The organism is Stenotrophomonas sp. 93052_Sma, assembly GCF_056481145.1.
The window spans coordinates 4668468-4693403 of record NZ_CM151134.1; the positions used below are offsets into that span (position 1 = coordinate 4668468).

Sequence of the window (24936 nt, forward strand, 5' to 3'; positions counted from 1 at the left end):
TGTGAGGGCGCGCGATGATGCCGGGTGGATCCACGCCATGCGTCGATACGCGTGCCAACCAAGATGGGCACCTACCAGATGCGGGCCGCTGCAGTCGTCATTACCCCACGGCATAAGCGTTTGTGACGCAATCGGCACATCTGCAGATTGGTTCCGTGAAGAGGTAGGGGGTTCTTCGTTGTGTCGCGTTTGGCTCGTTGCGATGGGGCAGTTCCGCCCCGCCGTCCTGCCATGCCGATTCACAACAGAAGGATTCGTGTATGAAGCGACACACGCAACGCTCCGCGCCACCGCGCTCCGCGCGCCTGGCCCTTGCCACTGCCCTGGTGCTGGGCAGCCTGGCCGTCACCGCCCAGGCCCAGCAGGCCGATCCGCTGGCCGGGCGTCAGTGGCATCTGCTCAACACCGGACAGGCCGTACTGGGCGATACCCTGCCGGTGGCTGGCAACGATCTGAACGTGGATGGCCTGTTCCGCAATGGCATCCGTGGCCAGGGCGTCACCATCGCCATCGTCGATGACGGCCTGCAGATCGCACACCCGGACCTGGCCGCCAACGTCGCGGCGGTCGCCGGCAAGAACTTCGCCAACCAGAGCAACAACCCTTCACCGTCCAATCCCGACCGCGACAATCACGGCACCATGGTCGGCGGCATCGCCGGTGCTGTAGGTGCCAACAACCTGGGCGTGCGCGGCGTTGCCTCGGCGGCCACACTCAAGGGCTTCAATTTCCTGGCCTCCAATGCCCAGGGCAATTCGAATTCCAACATCGAGTACTCGTGGTGGGACGGCGCCGAAGTGGCCGACGTGGGGGTCTTCAACAACAGCTGGGGCTCCAGCCCGGGCAACCCCAACCTGCCGCTCGCCTATAGCCAGAACGACATCGCCGCCTATGAGCAGGCCATGTCCGGCACCCGTGGTGGGCGCGGTGGCATCTACGTGAAGGCCGCCGGCAACAACCACAACAACGGCGCACGCTCGGATGGCACCGACATCTGCTCGGCAGACACCAAGAACCGCAACACGGGTTGCATTCCGGCCGGTCGCGACCCGCGTAACAACCTGTTCAACGTGATCACCGTTGCCGCCGTGCGCGCCGACGGCGTGCGCTCGTCCTACTCGTCCACCGGCTCGGCGCTGTGGGTGTCCGGCTTCGGCGGTGAGAATGGTTGGCAGCGGCAGGTCGTGCCGGGGCAGCTGGCGATCCGCTACGATCCGGCCATCCTCACCACCGATGTCACCGGCTGCGCGCAGGGAAGCAACAAGAACACGAGCCTGCGCAACACCTTGGACGGCGACCAGTCTGCCATCGACAGCACCTGCAACTACACAGGCAAGATGAACGGCACCTCGGCGGCCACGCCGATGGTGTCGGGCGTGGCGGCACTGCTGCTGGAGACCAACCCGAACCTGTCCTACCGCGATGTGAAGTACATCCTGGCCACCACCGCCACCCGCACCGATCCGAACCGGGCAGCGGTGACCCACTCCGACGGCCGCGTGCTGGTGCCGGGCTGGACGGTGAATGCCGCCGGCCGTGCCTACAGCAACTGGTACGGTTTCGGTGTGGTCAATGCGGCACGCGCGGTACAGGTCGCAGAGGACTTCCAGCCGCTGGGTGCACTGGTGGATAGTGGCTGGCGCAACACGACGCGTACCGTGGCCATCGGCAATACCTCGGCGGCCGCGGCGCGCCTGACCTTCCAGCTCGCCAACGGTGCACGCAACATCGAGAGCGTGCAGCTCGGCTTCCGCGTCAACCACAGCAACACCCGCCAGCTGCAGTTCGTGCTGATCTCGCCCAGTGGCACCCGCAGCGTGGTGCAACCGGCATTCACCGCGATCGGCTCTGGCCTCAACGGTGTGCAGCGCAACTTCACCAACTGGGACCTGCTGTCCAGCAATGCCTTCCTGGATGAGAACGCCACGGGCACCTGGACGCTGGAAGTCACCGACCTGGGGCAGGCCGCGAACGCTGCATCGCGTGGCAACCTCGAATTCTTCAAGATCCGCGTTCTGGGGCACTGATGATGAAGACGACCATTCTGTTGAGCACCCTCGCCCTCGCGGCGATGACCACCACCGCCTGGGCACAGAGCTCGGGCCAGACACCTCCGGCGAAGACCTTGTCGACCGTAGACACGCAGCAGTTGAAGGCGGAGGCCACCGGCCGTTCGTTCAATGTGGGCGGCTCGCGCTTCCAGCTGGCACCGTCGGCAACCGTGCAGCAGGCCAGCGGCGGCCAGTTCCGGATCACCACCGGGGCTGATGCCAGCGCGGCGGCCGTCGGCACCCGCAGCAAGCGGTCCACGGATGCGTCTACCGGTGTGGCCGCACGTGCGGATGCCGGTGCCAGCAAGTTTGCGGCCGCTGTCTCCAACGATGGCGCGCCGGTCGTGGCGACCTCGCGGGTCAAGGTGTTCTTCACCGATGCGGCTTCGGCGCAGCGTGCGGCCACCGCCACCGGCGGCACCGTGGTGAAGGTATCCAAGGCCTCGGGCCGCGCGATTGTGGAGTATCCGTCGGTGAACGCGGCACTGGATGCGACCACCAAGCTGCTGTCGACCGCCGGCATCAAGGCGGCCGAGCCGGACGTGGTGCAGTGGGAAGAAACCAAGTAAGGCGTTGAGTGGTGCCCCCGGCCGGTTGGCTCTCCTGGCCGGCCGGGGGATTGGTGTGTGGGGTGTGTGCCGACCAACGGTCGGCACCCACCAGATTCATTCACCGCGCGTCGACCAAGGTCGACACCTACCGGGCGGCGAGCATGTCGCTTTGCTTGAGGTGGCAGCTGGCCAGCGGGCCGTTGCCGGCGGCCGGATGGCCAGGCTCGAGCAGCAGGCGCTGCACGTCCGAGAACAGCTTGTCCACCGGCATGCCATAGGGCGCGAACAGGCGCAGGCGGCCTTGGCGATCAAACACGTAGCCGCCGGCGATGTGGCTCATGGTGTAGGTGTCCGGCACCGGGCCGGGTTCCTTTTCGTAGAACGCCTTGAAGTCGCTGGCCATCGCGGCCAGTTGTGCTTCGTTGCCGACCAATGCGATCGCCTTGGGGTCGAACGCTTCCACATAGGTGCGGGCGACTTCGGGCGTGTCGCGTGCGGGATCGACACTGACGAACACTACCTGCAGCTGGTCGGCATCCTTGCCCATCAGGTGCTTGACCTGGCTGAGCTCGACCATGGTGGTCGGGCACACGTCCGGGCAGCTGGTGAAGCCAAAGAACAGATAGGTCACCTGCCCCTGCAGGTCCTTCGGCCCACGCACGGTGCCGTGGCTGTCGGGCATCGACCACTGCTGGCCGAGCTCTTCGCAGGCGATGTCCTTGGAATAGAAGTCCATGCGCGACTGCGCACTGCAGCCGGCCAGCAGGCCGATGGCCAGGCCTGCCAGCAGCGGCAGGCGGAAACGGGGAGAGAACAACGAACGGGCAACAGCAGCAGGACGCTTCACGGGTACCACCAACGCAGACGCGGGCGGGGTCTCGGTCAGGCCTGCCCTTGGGGGAAAGAGGACGGAGGTGCCGGGGTGATCGCGCGGTCCATGCCGATCACCCCGGCCACGGTCAGTTGATCATCATGTGGTAGTGCATGCTCCAGATGATCCAGACCGACAGTGCGACGACGATGAACAGGATCACCAGGGTGAACACGAAGCTGGCCAGGTTCCAGCCGCCTTCGGACTTGCGGTCCATGTGCAGGAAATAGACCAGCTGCACCAGGATCTGCGCCACCGCGAAGCCGACCAGCAGGAACAGCGTGAGCGGCCGCGACAGCACCGGGTTCATCACCAGCGCGAACGGCACCACAGTCAGCAGCGCGCACAGCACGAAGCCGATCAGGTAGGACTTGGTGGAGCCGTGCGCATTGCCGGCGCGCGAGGTTTCGACGTGGGCCATGTCAGAAGGCTCCGATCAGGTAGACGAAGGTGAAGACGCAGATCCACACCAGGTCCAGGAAGTGCCAGAACAGGCTCAGGCACGACACGCGGGTGATGTTGGTCGGGGTCAGGCCGCGGCTGTAGACCTGGTGCATGACCACCGCCATCCAGATCAGGCCGCTGGCCACGTGCAGGCCGTGAGTGGCGACCAGCGCGAAGAACGCCGACAGGTAGGCACTGGTGCTGGGGCCCGCGCCTTCGTGGATCAGGTGCGAGAACTCGTAGATCTCCATGCCGATGAACGAGGCACCGAGCACGAAGGTCACGCCCAGCCAGCGCAGCACTGCCGAGGTGTCGTGACGATGCATCGCCAGCACAGCCTGGCCGTAGGTGATGCTGGAGACCAGCAGCAGGAAGGTCTCGGCCATCACGAACGGCAGCGAGAACAGGTCCTTGCCGGTGGGGCCGCCGGCGTAGGCGGTGCTGAGCACCGCATACGAGGCGAACAGCGAACCGAACAGCACCAGGTCGGACATGAGGTAGACCCACATGCCGAACACCTTCATGCCGCCCTGTTCGTGGCCGTGGTCGTGTTCGTGGTGGTCCTCGTGCGCCTGCGTGTCGCTGGCCAGCTCGGGGCGGGTCAACAGGTTCATGCGCGTACCTCCTTCAGCTTGGCAAGGTTGGCCGCTTCGGTGCGCGCCACCTCTTCGGAACTGACGTAGTAGTCCACGTCCTCGTCATAGGACCGCACGATCAGGGTCACGATCATCGCGATGAAGCTGGCCGCGGCCATCCACCAGATGTGCCAGACCAGGGCGAAGCACAACACCAGGATCCAGATGTTGAGGATCAGCGGCACGCCGGTGTTCTTCGGCATGTGGATCGGTGCGTACTTCTTCGGCGGCGGCGGCAGGCCGCGCTTCTTCGCTTCGTGGAAGGCATCCAGCTCATCGGCCTTGGGCACCACGGCGAAGTTGTAGAACGGCGGCGGCGACGGCGTGGCCCATTCCAGCGTGCGTGCGTTCCACGGGTCGCCGGTCAGGTCCAGGTTGCGCTTGCGATCGCGCACGCTCACGTAGATCTGCACCAGCATCAGGATGATGCCGGCGAACACGAACAGCGCACCGATGAAGGCGGCGATCAGGTACGGCGTCCACGCCGGGTTGTCGTACTGGTTCATGCGGCGGGTCATGCCCATGAAGCCGAGCATGTACAGCGGCATGAAGGCCAGGTAGAAGCCGATCACCCAGCAGGCGAACGACCACTTGCCCAGGCGCTCGTTGAGGGTGAAGCCGAACACCTTCGGGAACCAGTAGGCGAAGCCGGCCAGGTAGCCGAACAGCGCGCCGCCGATGATGGTGTTGTGGAAGTGCGCGACCAGGAACAGGCTGTTGTGCAGCAGGAAGTCCGCACCCGGGATGGCCAGCAGCACACCGGTCATGCCGCCGATGGTGAAGGTGACCAGGAAGGCGATGGTCCACAGCATCGGCACGCTGAACTCGACGCGGCCGCCATACATGGTGAACAGCCAGGTGAAGATCTTCACGCCGGTGGGAATGGCGATGATCATCGTCATGATGCCGAAGAAGGCATTGACGCTGGCACCGGAGCCCATGGTGAAGAAGTGGTGCAGCCAGACGATGAACGACAGGATGCCGATCGCCAGCGTGGCGCCCACCATCGACTTGTAGCCGAACAGTTTCTTGCGCGCGAACGTGGCGGTCACTTCAGAGAAGATGCCGAACGCCGGCAGCACCAGGATGTACACCTCCGGGTGGCCCCAGGCCCACACCAGGTTCACGTACATCATCGGGTTGCCACCCAACGTGTTGGTGTAGAAGTTGAAGTCCAGGTAACGGTCCAGGGTGAGCGCACCCAGTGCCACGGTCAGGATCGGGAAGGCGGCGATGATGATCACGCTGGTGACCAGCACGGTCCAGGTGAACACCGGCATCTTCATCAGGGTCATGCCCGGCGCACGCATGCGCAGGATGGTGATGAACAGGTTGACGCCGGTCAGCAAGGTGCCGATGCCTGAAGCCTGCAACGCCCAGATGTAGTAGTCCACGCCCACGCCTGGACTGAACTCGATGCCCGACAGCGGCGGATAGGCGACCCAGCCGGTCATGGCGAATTCGCCAACGCCCAGCGAGATCATCATCAGCGCGGCGCCGACCACGAAGATCCAGAAGCTGAAGGCGTTGAGGAACGGGAACGCCATGTCGCGCGCACCGATCTGCAGCGGCACGATGATGTTCATCAGGCCGACCACGAACGGGGTGGCCACGAAGAAGATCATGATCACGCCGTGCGCGGTGAAGATCTGGTCGTAGTGCTCCGGTGGCAGGAAGCCGTCACTGCCCGGCCCGGCCGCCGCCAGCTGCGCGCATCATCAGCGCATCGGCAAAGCCACGCACCAGCATGACCAGCGCCACCACCACGTACATGATGCCGATCTTCTTGTGGTCCACGGTGGTGAACCAGTCACGCCAGAGCGGACCCCACAGCTTGAAGTACGTCACCGCGCCGAGCAGCGCGAGGCCGCCCAGCACCATGGCCGCCAATGTGACCACGACGATCGGCTCGTGCAGCGGCACGGCCTCCCACGTCAATTTACCCAACATGTTCGTTACTCCTGGGAAACCTGGGCACCACCGGCAGCACCCGCCGGGGTCGCAGCAGCGGTGTTCTCACCAACGCCGATGAACTGGTCGATGACCTTCTTGAACAGCAGCGGTTCGACGCTGGAGAAGTGCTGCACCGGTGTGTTCTTCGACGGCGCGGCCAGCGCCTTGAACTGCGTGAAGCTGAGGGCGTCCGGTGCGCTGCGCACCTCGGCCACCCAGCGCTCGAAGTCTTCGTTGCTGCTGGCAGTGGCGATGAACTTCATGTTCGAGAAGCCATGCCCGCTGTAGTTGCCGGACATGCCACGGAACTGGCCGGGCTCGTTGGCGATCAGGTGCAGCTGCGTGCGCATGCCGGCCATCGCGTAGATCTGCCCACCCAGCTGCGGGATGAAGAAGGTGTTCATCGTCGAGTTGGAGGTGATGTTGAACGCCAGCGGGCGGTCGACCGGGAAGTTGAGCTGGTTGACCGTGGCGATGCCCAGGTCCGGATACACGAACACCCACTTCCAATCGGTGGCGATCACGTCCACATGCAGCGGCTCACCGGCCACGTCCAGCGGCTTGTACGGGTCCAGTTCGTGGGTGGACTTCCACACGATCACCGCCAGCACCGCGATGATGATCAGCGGCACGCCCCAGACCACGATCTCCACCTTGGTGGAGTGCGACCAGTCAGGCATGTATTTGGCTTTGGTGTTGCCGGCGCGGTAGCGCCAGGCGAACACGAAGGTCAGCACGATGGCCGGTATCACCACGATCAGCATCAGGCCGATGCAGATCAGGATCAGGTCGCGCTGGGCGAGCCCGACCATGCCCTTCGAATCCAGCAGCACCCAGTCACAGCCCGACAGGCCGACGCAGGCCAGGGCGACCAGCGCCAGGCGGATGCGGTTCCAGCAGATATTCATTGGAGGTCAACCCTGTTGAAGAAGCGCGCTTGACCGGCTCGCCTGCGCGCAGCGCCCGGGCGTGGAGCGGCTACACTGTGGGTACGAGGTCGCCTACAAAAAGGCGAACCACTCCAATCAAGCCCATACAAGATACATCATTGTATGGACTTGTGCATCTGCACGTATGGAAAAAACTGACCGATGACGCCACCTGCCGCCGGCCGCCGCCTGAAACACCCCAATCGCACCTGGGTTCGCCCCTTCCGCGAGGGCGCCGGCCCGCTGTACCTGCAGATTGCCCAGCAGGTGCGCGAGGCGGTGGATGACGGCGTGCTGCGCCCGGGCGACCGCCTGCCGCCGCAGCGCGACCTGGCCCAGCAGGTGGGCGTGGACCTGACCACGGTCACCCGTGCCTTCGCCGAGCTGCGCCAGGCCGGCCTGCTCGACGCCCAAGGCGCTGGCGGTACCTTCATCGCGCTGTCGGCCGGCAACCGCAGCACCTCGGTGGACCTGAGCATGAACATCCCGCCGCTGCTGGGCAGCGCGCCGTTCGCACAGGGCATGGAGGCCGGTTTCCAGCACGTGGGCCAGCAGCTGGGCCAGGGCGAACTGATGAGCTACCACGTCGGCGCCGGCACCCGCGAGGACCGCGCCGCTGCGGTGCAGTGGCTGGCGCCGATGCTGGGCACGGTGGGTGCCGACCAGGTGGTGATCTGCCCCGGCGCGCAGACCGCGCTGTGTGCGCTGATCCTGGCCCGCACCCAGCCGGGCGAGCTGATCGCCGCCGAGCAGCTGACCTACCCGGGCCTGCTGGCTGCCGCGCGCGTGCTGCAGCGGGGCGTGGTGCCGGTGGCGATGGACGCCGAGGGCATGCTGCCGGAGGCGCTGGAGGAGGCCTGCCAGCTGCGTCGCCCGCGTCTGCTGTACCTGGTGCCGACCATCCAGAACCCGACCACGGCAACGATGTCGGCACAGCGCCGGCTGGCGCTGCTGGCGGTCGCCAAGCGTCACGATCTGACCGTGATCGAAGACGATCCCTACTGGTTGCTGGCCGGAGACGCCGCGCCACCGCTGGCCGCACACCGCGATGCCGGCTGCCCGGTCTATTACATCTCCACCCTGTCCAAGTGCCTGGCCCCGGGCCTGCGCACCGCCTATCTGGTGGTGCCGGCCGGCGAGCCGATGGAACCGGTGCTGGATGCGCTGCGCGCAATTGCACTGATGCCGACCCAGTCGATGGTGGCGGTGGCCTCGCAGTGGATCCGCAGCGGCCAGGCCCAGGACATGGTGCAGCGCTTCCAGCAGGAACTGCGCGAGCGCCAGGCCATTGCCGCCCGTTACCTGCCGGCCCGCGCCCAGGCGCATCCGGCCGGCCTGCATGTGTGGCTGCCGCTGCCGCCGCGGCTCGACCAGTACCGGTTGATCCAGGCCGCACAGGAGCAGGGGCTGGGCATTGCCAGCTCCGATGCCTTCAGCGTGGAAGAACCGCCACCGGGCAATGCGATCCGCCTGTCGTTGGGCGGCGCGGTCGACCAGGGCGCGCTGGCCGGGGCACTCGCCAAGCTGAACGAGATCCTGTCCGAGGCCCCCGAGGCACGCCACAACGCCATCGTCTGAACGGGGCGCATGGCGCTTTATCCATACAAGATGATATTTTGTATGCAATGTATGGATAAAGGAACGTGCCCCGATGCGCGCCGAGAAACTGAAGTTCCACCTGGTGATGGCCGGGTGCGGTGGCTTTGTGGTGTTGATGCTGGCCGCGCTGGCCTGGGTCTGCCTGCAGCCGCAGACCGTGGATGTGCAGGCCGCCGAACGCCACGCCATCGAGCAGTGCGTGCAGCGCAGCGAGGATCCGTCGCGTAGCGAGATCCAGCGCCGCGCGCAGGCCGATTCCTGCCGCGAGATGCGCAAGCAGTACGTGCACAAGTTCGGCCGGGAAGATTCCTGATGGGCGCAGCCGCGCCGCGTCGCCGCTGGCTGCTGCCGACGATGATCGCCCTCGCCTGCCTGTTCATGGCCGGCGTGGCAGCTGCGTTGTGGCAGTACTTCGGCTACAGCGCGCAGTCCACCTTCACCGAACAGGCCATCGTCTTCGACGATTCGCAGCTGCGCCTGCCGGCCGACCTGGCCGGTGATACCGGCCGCATCCGCGTGGTGCATTTCTGGGACCCGGCGTGCGCGGTCTGCAACCGCGAGACCGGTGCGCACCTGAGCTACCTGATCAGCATGTACCGCCGCGCCGGCATCGACTTCTATGCCATCCGCCGCCCGGGTACGCAGGGCGAGCTGCCCGAGCCACTGCGCAACAAGGTGATCAACCTGCCGACCATCGACGGCATCGAACACATTCCGGCCAGCCCCGCCGTAGCCATCTGGGATCGCCAGGGCCACCTCGCCTACGCAGGACCGTACAGCATCGGCATGGTCTGCAACTCGGCCAACAGCTTCGTCGAACCGCTGCTGGACAGACTGGTGCGCGGCGAGACCGTGCGCCCGAAAGGACTGCTTGCCGTGGGCTGCTACTGCCCCTGGCAGGCCAAGCGCTGAGGACGCGCAATGACATCACTGACGCTGGCCGGCGTGGCCGCCGCAAACAACAACGGCGGTCACCTGTCCGAACCGACCGATGGTTATGGACAGGCTCCCGCCGTTGGAAGCAACGATACGCCCCGACATGCTCCGTACATGCCGCGACCGGATGTCGCAGCCCGCGAATGGGTGCAGGACGTACTCGCGCACAGCGGGCCGATCTACCTGCGCATCGTCAACTCGCTGGAACGCACGGTGCGCCGCGGTGGTCTCGCACCGGGACAGCGCCTGCCTTCGCAGCGCGCGTTGGCGCAGCAGCTCGGTATCGACCTGACCACGGTCACCCGCGCCTTCGATGAAGCACGCAAGCGTGGCCTGATCGAAGCGCGTGGACCACAGGGCAGTTTCATCGCACCGCCCAAGGCCGGCTTCGACCAGGTGGTGGACCTGAGCATGAACGTGCCGCCGGTGCCCGACGCCGATGCGCTGGCCGAGACGCTGCGGCGTGGCGCGGCCGCCGTACTCGCACGCAGCAACGCACCGAACCTGATGACCTATCACCTGGGCGGCGGCAACCCCACCGACCGCCACGCAGCGGCGCGCTGGCTGCAGCCGATGCTGGGAAAGGTGGACGATGCCTGCCTGCTGCTGACCGAGGGTGCACAGGTGGCGCTGGCGTCGATCCTGGTCAGCCAGGGACGCGACGACGACGCGATCCTCTGCGACGCGCTGGTCTATCCGGGCCTGCTGCAGGCCGCTGCCGCACTGGGCCGGCGCCTGCTGCCGGTGGACAGCGACGAACACGGCATGTGCCCCGATGCACTGGCGCGGCTGGCACGCGAAAGCGGCGCGCGGCTGGTCTATCTCAATCCCACCTGCCAGAACCCGACCGCACTGACCCTGCCGCTGCATCGGCGCGAAGCGCTGGCGCGTGTGCTGGAAAGCGAAGGCCTGCTGGCGATCGAAGACGATCCTTACTGGCACCTCGCCGAGGATGCACCTACACCGCTGGCGGCACTGGCACCGCGTCATGTGTTCTACGTGGCGACGCTGTCGAAGGTGATCAGCCCCGGCCTGCGCACCGCCTTCGTGCGTTGCCCGAGCGCGGCGCATGCCGAGGCGATGACGGCTGCACTGCGGGCAACGCGGTTGATGGGCCATCCGCTGGTCTCGGCGCTGGCCAGCCAGCTGTTGCTGGATGGTTCGGCGCAGTCACTGCTGGCGCAGGTGCGCACCGAGGCGCGCGAGCGCATGCGCATGGCGCGCTACCTGCTGGCGCCATCGCTGCTGCAGCGCGCCGAAGGCCTGCATGCCTGGTGCCGGATACCCGCGCCGTGGACCGATGCCACGCTGGTGCGCACCGCACAGCTGCAGGGGCTGGCGATCGCGCCGTCATCGGCGTTCTGCCTGCCGGGGGTATCGCACCAGAGCGGCGTGCGGCTGTCGTTGGGGCTGGCGGCGGATCGCCGGCAGCTGGAAAGTGCGCTGCGGCGGATTGATCGGTTGTTGCTGTCGGATGCGTTGCCGGCGATCGAGCGGTAGGTGGAGAGCATCCACGCATGGCGTGGATCTACGGGACCCGCTTCGGTAGATGCCAACCTTGGTTGGCAATGCCCGTGCACGCCATGCGTGGATGGAATGTGCCGACCAACGGTCGGCACCCACCAGGCTGGGGGAGGATCGGTAGCGCCGGGCCATGCCCGGCGGAAGATTCCCCGGCACGGACGGAATGTGCCAACCAAGGTTGGCACCCACCAAAGCAGGGTCAGGCCAAGGCGTCCAGCGCCTGCACCAACGCATCCATATGCTCAGGCCGGGTGAACACCGATGGTGTCACCCGCACGCACGCGCCGGAGTCCAAACCGTCACGATGCGTGGTGAACACGCGATGCTCATCCAGCAAGCGCTTCTGCAGCGCGATGTTGTCGGCCACGCTGGTACGCCCGCGCAGGCGAAAGCTGGCCAGCGCACTGGCCAGCGCCGGGTCCGGCGAGGACAGCACTTCGATATGTGCCATCTGCCGCGCCGGTACCGTCCAGCGCTCGCGCAGGTAACGCAGGCGCGCCTGCTTGTTGGCTACGCCGATACGCTGGTGCAGGGAAATCGCTTCCGGCAGCGCCAGGTAGGCGGCGAAGTTGACCGTACCGGTATGCACGCGGCTGCCCACGCGGCCATCGTCGGTCTCGCCCATGTAGGGGTCGAGGTCCGCAACGCGGCCCCTGCGCACGTACATCGCGCCGACGCCCACCGGCGCACCGATCCACTTGTGCAGGTTGATGCCGACGAAATCGGCCTTCAGCTGCGGCACCGCGTAGTCGATCTGGCCAAACCCATGGGCCGCATCAACGATCACATCGATGCCGCGCGCACGCGCACGCTCAGCGATCTCCGCCACCGGCAGCACCAGCCCATGGCGGTGGCTGACCTGGGTCAGCAGCACCAGTTTCAGGCGCGGCAGCCGCGCGAACGCGGCCTCGTAGGCCTGCAGGATCTGCGCGTGGTCGGGCACGGCCGGTAGCGCGATACGCTCGACCTGCACGCCGCGACGCTGCTGCAGCCAGCGCATCGCGCCGATCATGCTGTCGTAGTCGATGTCGGCATACAGCACCTGGTCGCCGGGCTGCAGACGGTTGTAGCCGCCAATCAGGGCCAGCATCGCCTCGGTGGCGCCGCGGGTCAGTGCAATCTCGTCGGCACCCACGCCCAGCAGCTCGGCCACCTGCCGCTGCACCGCCATGTACTGCGCCGGGAACTCACGACGGCCGTACCAGGCGTTGCCACGGTTCACTTCAGCGGTGTGACGCTGGTAGCTGGCCAGCGTCTCGCGGCCCATCGCGCCCCAATAGCCATTCTCCAGGTGGTTCACTTCATCGGTGATGTCGAAGTGGCTGGCCACGGAGGCCCAATAGCCTTCATCGCGGGCCAGCACGTCCGGCGCCACGGTCGTTGCGGGAATCTGCATGGGCGCAGCGTAACGCGTGGCAGCCATGGCGGGCAGTGAAGACAGTGCGGCTGCGGCCGGCAGCAGGGTGCCGGCGCGCAGCAGGTTACGGCGGCGGCTGTCCATCAGAAGGTCAGCCGGTACTGCGCGTACACATTGGCACCATCGGTGTCGTACGGCGCGTTGCGCGAGTAGACCAGGCCGCGGCTGGCCTGGAAGGTCGCTTCGTCCGGATAGCGGTCGAACACATTGTCCGCGCCCACGCGCAGGCTGTGGTGCTCGTTGATGCGATACCCCACGGCCAGGTCGAGGAAGCTCATCGCGCCGAAACGCTGGTAGATGTCGCCCACCGCATTGCCGCTGGAGTCGGTCCAGGCACCGTAGTAGCGCATGCGCGCCATCAGTGACCAGGCTCCGATGTCCCAGCTGCCGGTGAAGCTGCCCTTGTGCTCGGGCAGGCGGTCTTCAAACAGCACGCGCTGGGTTTCGTTGGTGGCCACCGAGGTGCTGCCGTTGTCCACCCGGGTGCGGTTGTAGTTGTAGGCCAGGGTCAGCGTCATGCGACCCGCGCCGAGATCGCGCAGGTAGTTGCCGACCACGTCCACGCCGGTGGTGGTGGTATCGAAGTCGTTGGTGAAATAGTTCACCGAGGTATAGCCCAGCGGATTCGGTGTGCCGGCCGGAATGGCGAAGCTGGCCGACTGGCTGAAGCGGTCGGTGAGCTTGATCTGGTAGACATCCACCGAGCCGGACAGGCCCAGGTCGGTGCGCCAGGTCAGGCCCAGCGACGCGGTACGCGATTTCTCCGGCTTCAGTGGCCTGGCACCGAGCAGCTGCGCCAGCGGATCGTTCGGCGACAGGCGGCCACTGGTGAAGATCTGAAGCGTGCGCGTATCCAGGCCCTGGGTGGTACTGGTGGTATTGAGCTGCGCCGGCGTCGGCGCGCGGAAGCCGGTGGACACCGTACCGCGCAGGGCCACGTCCGGGGTGATCGCGAAACGTGCGGACAGCTTGCCGTCCAGCGTGCTGCCAAAGCTGGAGAAGTCCTCGTAGCGGCTGGCCGCGCCGATGCTCCAGCGCTCGCCCAGCGGCACTTCCATATCCACGTAGGCGGCCTTGCTGCGCTGGCTCCACTGCCCGGCCTGGCTGGCCGAGAAGCCAGGCGCGCCGTTGGAGTTGGCCTCCAGGCCTGCCGCTGCGCCCGGGCCCACCGCGTACGAGGCCGGATCACCGGCACGTACCTGGTAGGTCTCCTGGCGGAACTCACCACCGAAGGCGACGTTGATCGGCTTGGACAGCGCGCCCGCGTCCCACTCGTAGGTGAAGTCGGCGTTGGCGTTCTTCTCGGTCTGGGTCAGGCGGCCGAGATCGAACGCGGTCGGGCTGGCAGGGCCCAGCGAGGCGTTGATCGAGTTCTTCAGGCTGTAGTCGATGGCGTTGCGGCCATACGAGGCGCTGACATCCCAGCGCAGCTTCGGCGTGATCTCGCCACGCAGGCCACCGACCAGTTGCAGGTCGTTCTGGACGTTGCCGTACTGCGGACTGAAGCCCACCGGATAGATCGAACGCAGGTTCCAGCCGGGAAAGATCGCCGTGGTGCGGTAGGCACCGGTGGTGGTGTCCGGGTTGCGCCAGTTGAAATCGCTGACACCATCGCTGTGGCTGTACAGGCCAAAGGCATAGAGCTCCAGCGTGTCGCTGGCGTTGGCCTTCACATTGAAGCCAACGCGGCGGCTTTCCAGTTCCGGCTGGCCCCAGCGCTGTACCGGGTTGGGCACGTCCAGATCCGGATGCGCGGCCTGGAAGGCGATCGCATCCGGGCGCTGGCGGGTGCGCGAGGTGGCGTCGGAATTGGACGATTCGGCGAACAGCACCAGGCTGCCGTAGTCACCCAGCGACCAGCCGGTGCGCGCACTGAAGTCGCGCGAGGCGCCATCTCCCTGTGCGTACTGCGAGTAGCCGGCGGTGATCTCGGTACCGGGGCCATCCTCGAGAATGATGTTGATGACGCCGGCGATGGCGTCCGAGCCGTACTGCGCCGACGCACCATCGCGCAGCACTTCGATGCGCTTGATCGCACTGGTCGGAATCTGTGCCAGGTCGGCCGCCTGCGCGCCACGGTTGCCGAGCAGCGCCTGCGGTGGAAGCGACGACCGTTGACCAGCACCAACGTCTGATCCGGCGACAGGCCACGCAGCGTGGCCGGGCGCACGAACACCTGACCGTCCGCCATCGGCAGGCGCTGCACCACGAACGACGGCACCAGCTGCGCCAGCACGTCCTTCAGGTCGGTGGATTCAACGGACTCGATGTCTTCCTTGGTGAACACGTCCACCGGCGCCAACGTTTCGAACTGGGTGCGGTTGGAGGCGCGGGTACCGGTGACCAGCATCGCGTCGAGCTGAGTGGGCGCCGTACGGCTGCCCGCCGGGGCATCGACCGCATCGGCCTCCGCTGCGATCGCGCCTCCTGCGCTGGCCATGGAAAGGGCGAGGAGGATGGAACGCGAAAGCTTCGAACGATGCACGGCAGGGCTCCGGGAGGACGCGACTGGGCCAGCACCTGCTCGGACACAACAGGCGTGGACAAGGCGCGCAGTCTCGGCGCGATCTGTGAAGGAGCCATGACGTCAGTGCGACAGCTTGATGCCGCTGCAGCGCAAGAACTGCTAAACGAAGCGCCACGCGATCCGCTACTGTGCCCGGCATTGGATTCGGGGAACGGAAGGATGAGCGCGGCAGGCAAGGCGTTGTGGTACATCGAAACCCATGCGGACCGGCCATTGGCACTGGCCGATATTGCCGCCGCAGCGGGGCTTTCGCCGTTCCATCTGTCGCGCCTGTTCCAGGCCCGCACCGGCACCTCGGTGGTGCGTTATCTGCGGGGACGGCGCCTGACCGCTGCTGCGCAACGACTGGCCGGCGGTGCGGGCGACATCCTGCAGGTGGCACTGGGCGCGGGCTACACCACCCATGCCGCGTTCACCCGCGCCTTCAGCGAACAGTTCGGGCAGACCCCGGAGCGGGTACGCGAACAGGGCACCGATGGGCTGGCGCTGGTGCAGGCGATCCGCGTGGACGATGCGCCGACTGCCTGCGGTGAAGCGCCGCGCCTGCTCGATACCCCTGCCTTCCAGGTCGCGGGTATCGGCATGCGGCATACCCGCGACAGCGGCGGTGCGATACCCGGACAGTGGGCGCAGCTCAACCGGGAATGGCCGACGCCGGCACCGATCAGCTTCGGCGTGTGCTGCAACAGTGATGACGATGGCGGCTTCGACTACATCGCCGCACTGCCGGCCAGCGCGGTGCCGAGCGTCCCTGCGCACTGGCAACGCGTGGACATTCCGCCGCGTCGCTACCTGGTGGCCTGGCACGGCGGGCACATCTCGACCATCCGCTCGACCTGGTTCTGGCTGCTGGATCACTACCTGCCCGGCTCCGGTCTCAGCCTGGCCGATGCCCCCGATCTGGAACGCTATGACATGCGTTTCGATGAGCACAGCGGCAACGGCGGCGTGGAAATCTGGCTGCCAGTGGAGTGATCTTCGAGCGCGGCACCCACCGTAACGAATCGTTGCGCCCGCGGTGACACCCACGCAATCCCGCCAGGTCTACACTCGGTGCATGCGCTCCACGGAGGATCGATCATGCGCCTGCTTCGCCTCACCCTCCCGGTGTCCGACGTCACCACCATCGCTGCATATTTCCACGACGTGCTGCAGCAGCGCGTGGTCGGCAGTCATGTGCACATCGGATGGAGCACGATCGAACTACAGCCGGCGGGCGATCATCCGGTCGGTGGCGTGCACCTGGCCTTCAACGTACCGGACAACCGCTTCAGCGAGGCGATGACCTGGTTGCGTGAGCGCACGCCGCTGCAACGCAATCCGGCGGGACTGGACTACTTCGCGCTGGAGAGCAGCTGGCAGTCGCAGTCGGTGTACTTCACTGGCCCTGACGGCCTGATCCTGGAACTGATCGGCCGCCGCCGTTTGCCGGCCAGCGCGCGCGAAGGTGCGTTCCACGGCAGCGAACTGACCTGCCTGAGCGAAGTCGGCCTGCCCAGCCACGATGTCGACGCTGTGCGCGAACAGTCCAGCCTGCGGTTCGGCCTGCAACCGATCAGCCCGCCTTCGCCGCAGTTCGCGCCGATGGGCGACGACGAGGGCCTGCTGATCGTGGTCGCTGCGGATCGACGCTGGTTCCCCGAGCAGAAGGACCTGCCGAACGCGCGGCTTGCAGCTGCAGGTCGGCGACGTGGCCGGCCCGGGTGTTGTGGAGGACGCCTCGCTCGGCTGGCGGGTGCAGGCGACCTGAACTACCAGCTGCCGGACGCGCCGCCTCCGCCGCTGCGGCCGCCGCCTCCAGACCAGCTGCTGGAACTGCTCGACGACGAACTCGACGAGGACGGCGAACGGGACGACGTGCGTTCGCGGGATGATGAAGCCCGGCCGCGTGCGCGCTCGCCCGGCAGCATGGTGAACAACCACACGAAGTACAGCAGTACGCCGCACACCCCGGACACGATCATTACCAGCAGCCGTGGATCGTCACCTTCGGCACGATGGATCGCCAGCAACGCGCCCGCGGCATAGCCGAGGGTCAACAGCACCAGCACCGTCATGCGCACGATAAAGCTGCTGCGGTTCTTCTTCCAGCGTGTGCGGCAGGCCTGCACCAGCAGGAACACCATCAGGGCAACAACGCCCGCGGCGGCCTGCAGCAGCAGGTGCCGGGCCAGGCTCGGTGGCAGCTGGTCACGCAGCAACGCCTGCACAAGGAAGAGCACGCTGAGTATCAGCATCCCGCACAGCACGATGCGCACACCTCGGCTGCGGCGCCAGCACCAGCCCAGCAGGGCAGCCACCGGCACACCCAGCGCCAGCACGAAGCACAGGCCGGGCAGCACATGGCGTGGCAGCAGCAGCGCCACGGAGAGCATGCCCGCACCCACAACAGCGGTCACCAGCATCGGGCGCCCCCAGGCCGGCAAGGTCGGCCAGGTTGGTTTTGGTGCCGATGCATTGGCGGCCAGTGCCTTGCGCCGCCGCTCCCGACGGCTGCCGCTGAAATCGTCCTCGGTCTTCGCCGGCGGGAGGGGCGGCGGCGAGCGCCACAGCCCGGCCAGGAAACCGGCCAGCAGGGTCAACGCAACCACCGAGTCTGCGCGTCGCCAGTCCGCAGGCAGCACATTGCTGGCCGACGGTTCTTCCCATGCCGGCAGGTCCTCGCCATCGATCAGCGCCACCATGATCTTCGTGCCATCGAGCACGCCCTGGTCGACATCGCCCTCACGGAAGCGCGGCACGATCGCGTTGTCGATGATGCGAGCGGCGTACGCGTCCGGTAGCGCTCCTTCCAGGCCATAGCCGGTCTGGATGCGCACGCGGCGGTCCTGCACCGCCACCAACAGCAGCACACCATCGTCGACACCGGCGCGCCCCAGCTGCCACTGATCGAACACCCGCTGTGCATAGGCCTCGATGCCTTCGCTGCCCACGCTGGGTACCACCAACACCTGCAGCTGTGCACCTTTCCGTGCCTGCAGCTGCAGTGCCTGCCTGCGCAGGGTGGCGCGGGTTTCAGCGGACAACGCGTTGGCGGCATCCACCACCGGATCGTCCAGCGCAGGTATCGGGGTGACCGCCATCGCCGCCATCGGCAGCAGGCACAGCAGCAACAGCATCCACACGGTGGCGGCCGCCTGCTGCAAGGGGCGCGCCGGGTTCACGTACCCTGCCCTGCCTCGATCTGCGCATGCAGCGCCTGCAGCTGCGCCGCCGTCTGGTTGAACACCTGCAGATCGGCATCCACCAGGGCCGCCCAGTCAGGCGCGTGCCCCAGCAGTTGCGCCACCTGCTCGTTCGGCGCGCGGTCGAAGCCCTCGCCAAGCACGGCAAGATAGCGCTCACGGAACCCTTCGGGGTCGCGCTGGTCCTGCACATACAACTGCACGGCCAGCAGCCCCGCATACAGGTAGTTCACCAGATAGTTCGGGTCTTCATACATCAGGCGCTTGCCGATCCAGGTGTTGCGCAGCTGCGGGTAGCGCTCCGGTTGCTGGCCGAAGCGCGCCAGCACCTGCCCGGTCAGCGCGTCCAGGTCATCGGCGGTGCCCAGCGTGCCGGCGGCCACGCCCCGATAGATCGACTGCTCCAGCTGCGCTTCCTCGGAAGAGGTGAACAGCTGCAGCACCATGTCGTCCAGCAGCGATTTCAGGTAATAGGCTTTGGCGCGCGGATCCTCTGCCTGCTGGTACAGCTGGTCGCGGAAGCGCAGCTCGTTGTAGATCGCGAACGCCTCGGTCAGCCACTGGCTGCCATTGCGCTGCAGCGGCGACGCATGACCGCGCTGCATCCACTCGCCGTGCACGGCATGACCGGCTTCATGGGCGATCTCGACGTCGCTTTCCAGATCACCACGGCGCAGGCCAACGAACAGCATTGCCGGCACACCGGGAGCGCTCACCGGGAACGCGTCCTGGCTGCGGTCACCACGTTCGGTGGCCAGATCCATGCGCTGGTTGGCCGGATCGAGCAGCGCGCAGTTCGGCGACGTACGCCGGCCCCAGGTGCTGCATGGCATCGGCGGCGTTGTCACGCAGCTGCGCCAACGTCAGCACTGGTGGCGTATAGCCGGCATCGGGCACGGTGGTATCCCAGATCTGCGGCGCGTCGATGCCGGATCGCGCAGCGTGGCGCAGCAGCATGTCCTGGTAGGCACGGCGGTCCCCGGCGTGCTGTTCGATCGCCACCAGCGTTGCATCCACTGCGGCAGTATCCAGGCCCATGCGCTGGTAGCCATATGCCGGCGCCGAGCCGTCACCCTGCAGGCGTGCGGCGGCGTCATTCACCTGCACCAGCCCCAGCAGCACCGAGGCCATCGGCTCACGGCGCGAGTGCAGCCCCTGCCAGTAGCCCTTCCAGCCGGCCTCGCGCAGGGCGCGGTCGGGCTGCTGGGCCAGCAGCTGCTTGTCGCGGCCCGTGTCCCAGTGCCGACCGCCGTGCTCGATCTGCGGGTACTCGGCGCTGCGCAGGATCTGCCCGCGCAGGCGCGCGAAGCTGTCCAGCGCCGGATCGGCCAGTGCCTCCACGGCCTCATCCAGCGCGACGTTGGCCGGGGTGGCAGCCTCCTTCAGCGCCCGAGTGCGCAGGAAGCCATACGGTGCTGCCCACGCCGCATCTGCGGGCGCCTCGCGCAGTGCGGCGCGACCACTGCGAGCGATGCGGCTGCACAGCCCCGCTGCCTGCTCCATCGCCTGTGCCGGGCGAAGATCGCGCGCGTTGCGGGCGGACTGCAGATGCAGGTAGCCGAGATGCCGCAGGCACTGCGCCTCCAGTGCCTCGGCCTGCTGGAAGCGTTCCGCCGGTGCGAGGGTGGACGCCTGCTGCAGGGCCTCGACGCGCTTGCCCAACGCGTCGCGCGCGGTCTGTTCGGACGCGGCGCTGGCGAAGTAGGTGCGGTCATCGGCATGCACCGACTGTGCCTGCGCGCCGCTGAACGGGACTATCGCCAATACGGCGGCAATGGCGGCGGTGGTGGTGCGCTTCCTGAAAGCCTGCATCGGCGTCTCCCTGCCTGGACCAGGGATCGAGCCTAGCAGCCGCTGGCCCGCCGCGCCTGTGCCGGATCAGCCATCAGATCGACTCATCCTCACGCTTGACCAGCGTCCAGCACGGCGCCTGCGCAAAGGTATAGGTCTGCTGGTCGCTGCTGTCCGGCGTACGGATCTGCACCTGCCGCTGTCCATCGGCCAGGAGGCTGACCTGCATTTCGCGGCCCTGCCCGGCCAGTGCGGCGGGATCAGGCATCACCGGCCACTCGACATCGGCCCGCGCCAGCCGGCTTTCCACCTTGCGCGGTTCCGGCTCGGCCTCTGCATCGATGTAGCTGTCCAGCAGCGGATCGGCGGTGGTCTTTTCCTGCAGCGCGATCTCGTTGCCGAAATGCTTCAGGAACGTATCGAAGTCCGGGTAGAGGCACTCACTGCGTGCAGCCACAGCTGTTGGCTCGGCGACGGTGGTCGCCGACGCCGCTGCGGCAGGTGAGGCTTCGGTCGCGGTCTGCGGTGCCTGCGGCACTGGCGCGCAGGCTGCCAGCACCGCGCCACAGGCAAGCATCAGCGGTGCGGCAGAACGGTATCGACACATGGGCTCATCCTGAATCCGGTCCGGTCGCTCCATGCTACCGCGCCCCCTACAATTCCGGCATTCCGCCTGTCCGAGAGTCCTCATGCATCGCCTCCTGCTCCTGATCGGCCTGCTGCTGCCTGCCCTGTGGCCGGCGGTGGCGAGGGCCGTCGATGTCCACGAAGGCGACCTGCTGTTCGTCACTGCCGGCCGCAGCGGTCTCAGTGCGGCCATCGACGATGCCACCGGCAAACAGGGCGCGCCCAGCTTCGATCACGTCGCGCTGGTCGCTTCCGCGCCGAAGGGCTGGGAGGTATTGCATGCAGACGAGAAAGGATCGCGCCGGCAATCGCTGGTCGAATTCCGCCAGGACGCGCGGGCCAGGCAGCGGCAGATCGTGGTCTATCGCCTGCGCGCGCCGCAGCAGGCAGCGATCAAGGATGCGGTCGCCACCGCGCGCACGATGCTGGGCAAGCCGTACAACACTTCGTATGTGTTGAACGAGGACAGCTACTACTGTTCCGACTTCATCGAACGTGCGTTCCGTGCGCACCATGTATTTGCGTTGCAGCCGATGAACTTCCGCAACCCGCAGACCGGGGAGATCGCCCAGCACTGGGTGGATCTGTACCGTGGCATGGGCATGGACGTGCCGCAGGATCAGCCCGGCAGCAATCCGAATGACATGTCGGCGGCGCCGGTGTTGCAGCACATCGGCATGCTGGAATAAGCAAAGCCCCGCACGGGGCGGGGCTTCGCCGGTCACGTTGCACATGCAACGCGGTCATTCTTCTTCGTCGTGGCCGCCCTGCTGCTGGTTCTGGTTGCGCTTCTGCTGTTCCTGCTGCTGTTGCTGCTGCTGGTCGCGGCCACGGCCCTGCTGCTGATCCTGCTGGTTCTGCTGGCCCTGCTGTTTCTGGTTCGGGTTCTGGTTCTGCTGTGCCATGTCCGATCTCCAAAGCCACTCGCGGAATGCGGTGGACGTGGCCATCGTCTGCAGCGAATGGTTAATCACGCGTGGGTGGGCGGCTACATCTGTGTGTACGCCTGTGAATGAACGCGCAGAAGCCCTTGTGGCACAAGCGGCTGAAGGATTCATGCGGGTTCGGCATGTGCTCATGCAGGCGGCACGGGTCTGCGCATTCATGGCGTACTCCGCTGGAAACACGCGCTGAACGAGGCTGGCGTCCTGTTCGGGCACGGACGCCAGCCTTGCATTCAGGGCATCACCGGTGGCACATACGCCAGGGTCATGCCCAGCAGCCACAGCAGGCCCAGCACCAGCGGGATGTGCACCAGCAGCTGGATGAAAGTGAAGCCCACGATGTCGCGTGCCTTCAGGCCCAGCACGCCCAGCAGCGGCAGCATCCAGAACGGGTTGATCAGGTTCGGCAGCGCTTCGGCTGCGTTGTAGACCTGCACCGCCCAGCCCAGGTGTGCTTTCAGTTCATTGGCGGCCTGCATCACGTACGGCGCCTCGATGATCCACTTGCCACCACCGGACGGCACGAAGAAGCCCAGCACCGCCGAATAGACGCCCATCACCAGCGCGAAGGTATCGGTGCTGGCCACGTGCACGAACAGGCTCGACAGGCGGTGCGCCAGTGTCTGCCCATCGCCGCCGGCAGCGTGGGTGAGGATCATCGCGATGCCACCGTACAGCGGGAACTGGATCAGTACGCCGGTGGTGCTCGGTACCGCCTTGGCCACCGCGTTGAGGAAACTGCGCGGCCGCCAGTGCAACAGCAGCCCCAGCGAAATGAACATGAAGTTGTAGGTATTGAGGTTGGCGATGGCGGTGACCACCGGCTTGTTGGCGAACTCGTTGAACAGCCAGCCGAACGCCAGCAGCGAGAGCAGCACGGTCAGCAGCGGGCTGTACTCCAGCCATTCGCCCGGGCGCGTGCGTCGCTGCAGCGGCTCCGGCTCGGCCTGCGCAGCGCCTGGGAACTCCTCGGCAGTACGCGCACTGCCGGCAGCCGGTGCGGTCAGCCAGGCGATCAGCAGCGAGACCAGGATCAGCACTGCAGTCAGCGCAATCGACTGCCACAGGAAAATGGTTTCGGTGAACGGCAACACGCCGGTGATCTCCACCAGCCCCGGCGGCATGCTGGCCGGGTTGGCCTGCAGCTGTGCGGCCGAGGAACTCAACCCCATGGCCCACACCGCGCCCAGGCCAAGATATGCCGACGCACCGGCGGCGCGGTAGTCCATGCGCAGTTCGGTGCGGCGGGCCAGCGCGCACCAGCAGGCCGCCGAACACCAGCGAGAAGCCCCAGCTGAGCAGCGAGGCGAGCATGCTGACCAGGCCCACGTACACCACCGCACCACGGCCGGTGCGCGGCACCCGGGCGAGGAAATCGATGAAGCGTGCGACCACCGGTGCAGTGGCCACGGCATAGCCACCGATGACCACGAAGGCCATCTGCATGGTGAAGGGAATCAGGCTCCAGAAGCCATCACCGAAAGCGCTTGCGGTGGCCTGCGGGGTCGAGCCGAAGCCCATCGCGGCCAGCGCGACGATGACCACGCCCAGCACCGCGAACACGTACGCATCGGGGAACCATTTTTCCGCCCAGGCGGCCGAGCGCAGCGCAGCGCGCCATCCAGCCGTCCTGTACTGCTGCCGTCGAGGCCATCGCCTACCCTCCCAGGTTCGATGGACCGATTCTGGGCGGTGGGGTGCGGGCTGTCAGCCACCTATTGGTCGTAGGTGGGAGGATGGTAGTGCCGGCCGCTGGCCGGCAACCTCGGGACCGCATACGGCTGCAGCCGGCCAGCGGCCGGCTCTACCAGATCCAAGCATCATCGCAGGTGGTGGAAGGCGGTAGTGCCGGCCGCTGGCCGGCAACCTCGGGACCGCATACGGCTGCAGCCGGCCAGCGGCCGGCTCTACCAGACCCTGGGGTCAACGCAGCGCCAGATCCACGGCAATGCCGGCGAACAGCGCGGCACCCACCCAGTTGTTGTGCAGGAACGCCTTGAAGCACGGGCCGCGCTCGCGGTTGCGGCAGATCCAGAACTCGTACACCACCAGCGCAGTGGCCACCGCCACGCCCACCAGGTAATAGCCGCCCAGCCCGCCGCGCACGCCGACCAGCGCCATGGTGGCCAGGAACAGCGCGTACAGCACGCCCTGGATGACCAGGTCGAGGTCACCAAACAGGATCGCGGTGGAGTGCGAGCCCATCTTCAGGTCGTCCTCGCGGTCGACCATGGCGTACCACGTGTCGTAGGCGGTGGACCACAGAATGTTGCCGGCATACAGCAGCCAGCCCAGCATCGGCACCTCGCCCTGCACGGCGGCGAACGCCATCGGGATGCCCCAGCCGAACGACATGCCCAGGTAGACCTGCGGCAGATGGGTGTAGCGCTTCAGGTACGGGTAGCTGGCGGCCAGGAACACGCCGATGAAGCTGAGGCCGATGGTCCGCCCGTTCAGGGTCAGCACCAGGCCGAATGCCACCAGCATCAACACCGCGAACAACGCCAGCGCAGCGCGGCCACTGATCGCACCGGTGGCCAGCGGACGCGCCTTGGTACGCTCCACATGCGGGTCGAGCCAGCGGTCGGCGTAGTCGTTGATGACGCAACCGGCCGAGCGGGTCAGCCACACGCCGGCGGTGAACACGAACAGCGTCCACAGCGGCGGCAGGCCGCCCGCGGCCAGCCACAACGCCCACCAGGTGGGCCACAGCAGCAGCAGCGTGCCGATCGGGCGATCGGCGCGCATCAGACTCCAGTAATGCCGCCAACGCGGCGTCGCCGGCGACTGCGGCGAAGTGAGGGGGGTATCAGCCATGGCGATAGGATACTCCTGCCCCTCCGGCAGGGCTTTGCCCATGGGGGGAGATTTGTTCGGCGAAACTGGATAGAATGCCGGTCCCGCACCGCCTCATGGCGCTGCGATGCCCGCCCCGGCACTGGTCGGTGGCGC

The 24936-nt window shown here is 66.7% G+C and carries 17 protein-coding genes and 5 pseudogenes; 9 read left to right on the forward strand and 13 right to left on the reverse strand.

The window, feature by feature from the left end; all coding sequences use genetic code 11:
• Window positions 1-260: 260 nt before the first annotated feature.
• Together ACZK2V_RS21795 and ACZK2V_RS21800 are read left to right on the forward strand one after the other, a co-directional pair.
• Window positions 261-2027, forward strand: a complete 1767-nt coding sequence (locus ACZK2V_RS21795; protein WP_049400824.1) for a S8 family serine peptidase — start codon at window positions 261-263, stop codon at window positions 2025-2027.
• Window positions 2027-2620, forward strand: a complete 594-nt coding sequence (locus ACZK2V_RS21800; protein WP_006399785.1) for a S8 family serine peptidase — start codon at window positions 2027-2029, stop codon at window positions 2618-2620. The genes ACZK2V_RS21795 and ACZK2V_RS21800 overlap by 1 nt, the downstream gene beginning before the upstream one ends.
• 127 nt (window positions 2621-2747) lie before the next feature.
• Here ACZK2V_RS21800 and ACZK2V_RS21805 read toward each other — a convergent pair whose 3' ends face one another.
• The 5 genes and pseudogenes from ACZK2V_RS21805 to cyoA all read right to left on the reverse strand — a co-directional run bounded on the left by ACZK2V_RS21805 (window position 2748) and on the right by cyoA (window position 7413).
• Complete coding sequence (locus ACZK2V_RS21805) at window positions 2748-3419, reverse strand: SCO family protein (protein ID WP_486323351.1); 672 nt, start codon at window positions 3417-3419, stop codon at window positions 2748-2750.
• 142 nt (window positions 3420-3561) lie between these two features.
• Window positions 3562-3894, reverse strand: a complete 333-nt coding sequence (cyoD, locus tag ACZK2V_RS21810) for a cytochrome o ubiquinol oxidase subunit IV (protein WP_006399830.1) — start codon at window positions 3892-3894, stop codon at window positions 3562-3564.
• A 1-nt stretch (window position 3895) separates the two neighbouring features.
• On the reverse strand, window positions 3896-4531 hold the full coding sequence (gene cyoC / locus ACZK2V_RS21815; protein ID WP_012512371.1) for a cytochrome o ubiquinol oxidase subunit III: 636 nt from the start codon (window positions 4529-4531) through the stop codon (window positions 3896-3898).
• Window positions 4528-6502, reverse strand: a pseudogene (gene cyoB / locus ACZK2V_RS21820) (cytochrome o ubiquinol oxidase subunit I). The gene cyoC and the pseudogene cyoB overlap by 4 nt, the downstream one beginning before the upstream one ends.
• Before the next feature lie 5 nt (window positions 6503-6507).
• Window positions 6508-7413, reverse strand: a complete 906-nt coding sequence (gene cyoA, locus ACZK2V_RS21825) for a ubiquinol oxidase subunit II (RefSeq protein ID WP_486322797.1) — start codon at window positions 7411-7413, stop codon at window positions 6508-6510.
• A gap of 183 nt (window positions 7414-7596) precedes the next feature.
• Between cyoA and ACZK2V_RS21830 the strand changes: the two genes are divergently transcribed.
• The 4 genes from ACZK2V_RS21830 (at window position 7597) to ACZK2V_RS21845 (ending at window position 11469) form a co-directional block, all read left to right on the forward strand.
• Window positions 7597-9012 (forward strand): aminotransferase-like domain-containing protein, encoded by a 1416-nt coding sequence (locus ACZK2V_RS21830; protein ID WP_071227644.1) that lies wholly within the window; start codon window positions 7597-7599, stop codon window positions 9010-9012.
• Window positions 9013-9085: 73 nt separating this feature from the next.
• Complete coding sequence (locus ACZK2V_RS21835) at window positions 9086-9346, forward strand: hypothetical protein (protein WP_005411478.1); 261 nt, start codon at window positions 9086-9088, stop codon at window positions 9344-9346.
• Entirely contained in the window at window positions 9346-9945 is a 600-nt protein-coding gene (locus ACZK2V_RS21840; RefSeq protein WP_032127099.1) for a DUF6436 domain-containing protein, read from the forward strand. The genes ACZK2V_RS21835 and ACZK2V_RS21840 overlap by 1 nt, the downstream gene beginning before the upstream one ends.
• 9 nt (window positions 9946-9954) lie before the next feature.
• On the forward strand, window positions 9955-11469 hold the full coding sequence (locus tag ACZK2V_RS21845) for an aminotransferase-like domain-containing protein (RefSeq protein WP_486322798.1): 1515 nt from the start codon (window positions 9955-9957) through the stop codon (window positions 11467-11469).
• A gap of 223 nt (window positions 11470-11692) precedes the next feature.
• Here the strand turns inward: ACZK2V_RS21845 and ACZK2V_RS21850 are convergent, their stop codons facing one another.
• Both ACZK2V_RS21850 and ACZK2V_RS21855 read right to left on the reverse strand, forming a co-directional pair.
• Window positions 11693-12994, reverse strand: coding sequence for an aminotransferase class V-fold PLP-dependent enzyme (locus ACZK2V_RS21850; protein WP_486322799.1), 1302 nt, complete (start codon window positions 12992-12994; stop codon window positions 11693-11695).
• Window positions 12994-15395: pseudogene (locus ACZK2V_RS21855) on the reverse strand (TonB-dependent receptor plug domain-containing protein). The gene ACZK2V_RS21850 and the pseudogene ACZK2V_RS21855 overlap by 1 nt, the downstream one beginning before the upstream one ends.
• A 201-nt stretch (window positions 15396-15596) precedes the next feature.
• Here ACZK2V_RS21855 and ACZK2V_RS21860 point away from each other — a divergent pair.
• Window positions 15597-16412 (forward strand): AraC family transcriptional regulator, encoded by an 816-nt coding sequence (locus tag ACZK2V_RS21860; protein WP_107431804.1) that lies wholly within the window; start codon window positions 15597-15599, stop codon window positions 16410-16412.
• Between the two features lie 105 nt (window positions 16413-16517).
• Window positions 16518-17187: pseudogene (locus ACZK2V_RS21865) on the forward strand (VOC family protein).
• A gap of 1 nt (window position 17188) precedes the next feature.
• Here ACZK2V_RS21865 and ACZK2V_RS21870 read toward each other — a convergent pair.
• The 3 genes and pseudogenes from ACZK2V_RS21870 to ACZK2V_RS21880 all read right to left on the reverse strand — a co-directional run bounded on the left by ACZK2V_RS21870 (window position 17189) and on the right by ACZK2V_RS21880 (window position 21020).
• Window positions 17189-18556 (reverse strand): TPM domain-containing protein, encoded by a 1368-nt coding sequence (locus ACZK2V_RS21870; RefSeq protein ID WP_486323352.1) that lies wholly within the window; start codon window positions 18554-18556, stop codon window positions 17189-17191.
• Between the two features lie 41 nt (window positions 18557-18597).
• Window positions 18598-20434 (reverse strand): annotated as a pseudogene (locus ACZK2V_RS21875) (M3 family metallopeptidase).
• 73 nt (window positions 20435-20507) lie between these two features.
• Window positions 20508-21020, reverse strand: coding sequence for a hypothetical protein (locus ACZK2V_RS21880; RefSeq protein WP_189720188.1), 513 nt, complete (start codon window positions 21018-21020; stop codon window positions 20508-20510).
• Window positions 21021-21102: 82 nt separating this feature from the next.
• Here ACZK2V_RS21880 and ACZK2V_RS21885 point away from each other — a divergent pair, with 82 nt between their 5' ends.
• The gene (locus ACZK2V_RS21885; protein ID WP_486322800.1) at window positions 21103-21729 is read left to right on the forward strand and encodes a YiiX/YebB-like N1pC/P60 family cysteine hydrolase; all 627 of its coding nucleotides are present in this window, start codon (window positions 21103-21105) and stop codon (window positions 21727-21729) included.
• A 54-nt stretch (window positions 21730-21783) separates the two neighbouring features.
• Here the strand turns inward: ACZK2V_RS21885 and ACZK2V_RS21890 are convergent, their stop codons facing one another.
• The 3 genes and pseudogenes from ACZK2V_RS21890 to ubiA all read right to left on the reverse strand — a co-directional run bounded on the left by ACZK2V_RS21890 (window position 21784) and on the right by ubiA (window position 24801).
• Window positions 21784-21945, reverse strand: coding sequence for a hypothetical protein (locus tag ACZK2V_RS21890; protein ID WP_010482135.1), 162 nt, complete (start codon window positions 21943-21945; stop codon window positions 21784-21786).
• A gap of 272 nt (window positions 21946-22217) precedes the next feature.
• Window positions 22218-23638: pseudogene (locus ACZK2V_RS21895) on the reverse strand (short-chain fatty acid transporter).
• A gap of 269 nt (window positions 23639-23907) precedes the next feature.
• Window positions 23908-24801 (reverse strand): 4-hydroxybenzoate octaprenyltransferase, encoded by an 894-nt coding sequence (gene ubiA / locus ACZK2V_RS21900; protein WP_486322801.1) that lies wholly within the window; start codon window positions 24799-24801, stop codon window positions 23908-23910.
• Window positions 24802-24936: the final 135 nt, after the last annotated feature.

What these genes read in the sequence shown, in the direction of transcription:
- ACZK2V_RS21795 (WP_049400824.1), top strand. Translation starts at nt 261, where the DNA reads ATGAAGCGACACACGCAACGCTCCGCGCCACCGCGCTCCGCGCGCCTG.
- ACZK2V_RS21800 (WP_006399785.1), top strand. Translation starts at nt 2,027, where the DNA reads ATGATGAAGACGACCATTCTGTTGAGCACCCTCGCCCTCGCGGCGATG.
- cyoD (WP_006399830.1), bottom strand. Translation starts at nt 3,894, where the DNA reads ATGGCCCACGTCGAAACCTCGCGCGCCGGCAATGCGCACGGCTCCACC.
- cyoC (WP_012512371.1), bottom strand. Translation starts at nt 4,531, where the DNA reads ATGAACCTGTTGACCCGCCCCGAGCTGGCCAGCGACACGCAGGCGCAC.
- cyoA (WP_486322797.1), bottom strand. Translation starts at nt 7,413, where the DNA reads ATGAATATCTGCTGGAACCGCATCCGCCTGGCGCTGGTCGCCCTGGCC.
- ACZK2V_RS21830 (WP_071227644.1), top strand. Translation starts at nt 7,597, where the DNA reads ATGACGCCACCTGCCGCCGGCCGCCGCCTGAAACACCCCAATCGCACC.
- ACZK2V_RS21835 (WP_005411478.1), top strand. Translation starts at nt 9,086, where the DNA reads ATGCGCGCCGAGAAACTGAAGTTCCACCTGGTGATGGCCGGGTGCGGT.
- ACZK2V_RS21840 (WP_032127099.1), top strand. Translation starts at nt 9,346, where the DNA reads ATGGGCGCAGCCGCGCCGCGTCGCCGCTGGCTGCTGCCGACGATGATC.
- ACZK2V_RS21845 (WP_486322798.1), top strand. Translation starts at nt 9,955, where the DNA reads ATGACATCACTGACGCTGGCCGGCGTGGCCGCCGCAAACAACAACGGC.
- ACZK2V_RS21850 (WP_486322799.1), bottom strand. Translation starts at nt 12,994, where the DNA reads ATGGACAGCCGCCGCCGTAACCTGCTGCGCGCCGGCACCCTGCTGCCG.
- ACZK2V_RS21860 (WP_107431804.1), top strand. Translation starts at nt 15,597, where the DNA reads ATGAGCGCGGCAGGCAAGGCGTTGTGGTACATCGAAACCCATGCGGAC.
- ACZK2V_RS21870 (WP_486323352.1), bottom strand. Translation starts at nt 18,556, where the DNA reads ATGCTGTTGCTGCTGTGCCTGCTGCCGATGGCGGCGATGGCGGTCACC.
- ACZK2V_RS21880 (WP_189720188.1), bottom strand. Translation starts at nt 21,020, where the DNA reads ATGTGTCGATACCGTTCTGCCGCACCGCTGATGCTTGCCTGTGGCGCG.
- ACZK2V_RS21885 (WP_486322800.1), top strand. Translation starts at nt 21,103, where the DNA reads ATGCATCGCCTCCTGCTCCTGATCGGCCTGCTGCTGCCTGCCCTGTGG.
- ACZK2V_RS21890 (WP_010482135.1), bottom strand. Translation starts at nt 21,945, where the DNA reads ATGGCACAGCAGAACCAGAACCCGAACCAGAAACAGCAGGGCCAGCAG.
- ubiA (WP_486322801.1), bottom strand. Translation starts at nt 24,801, where the DNA reads ATGGCTGATACCCCCCTCACTTCGCCGCAGTCGCCGGCGACGCCGCGT.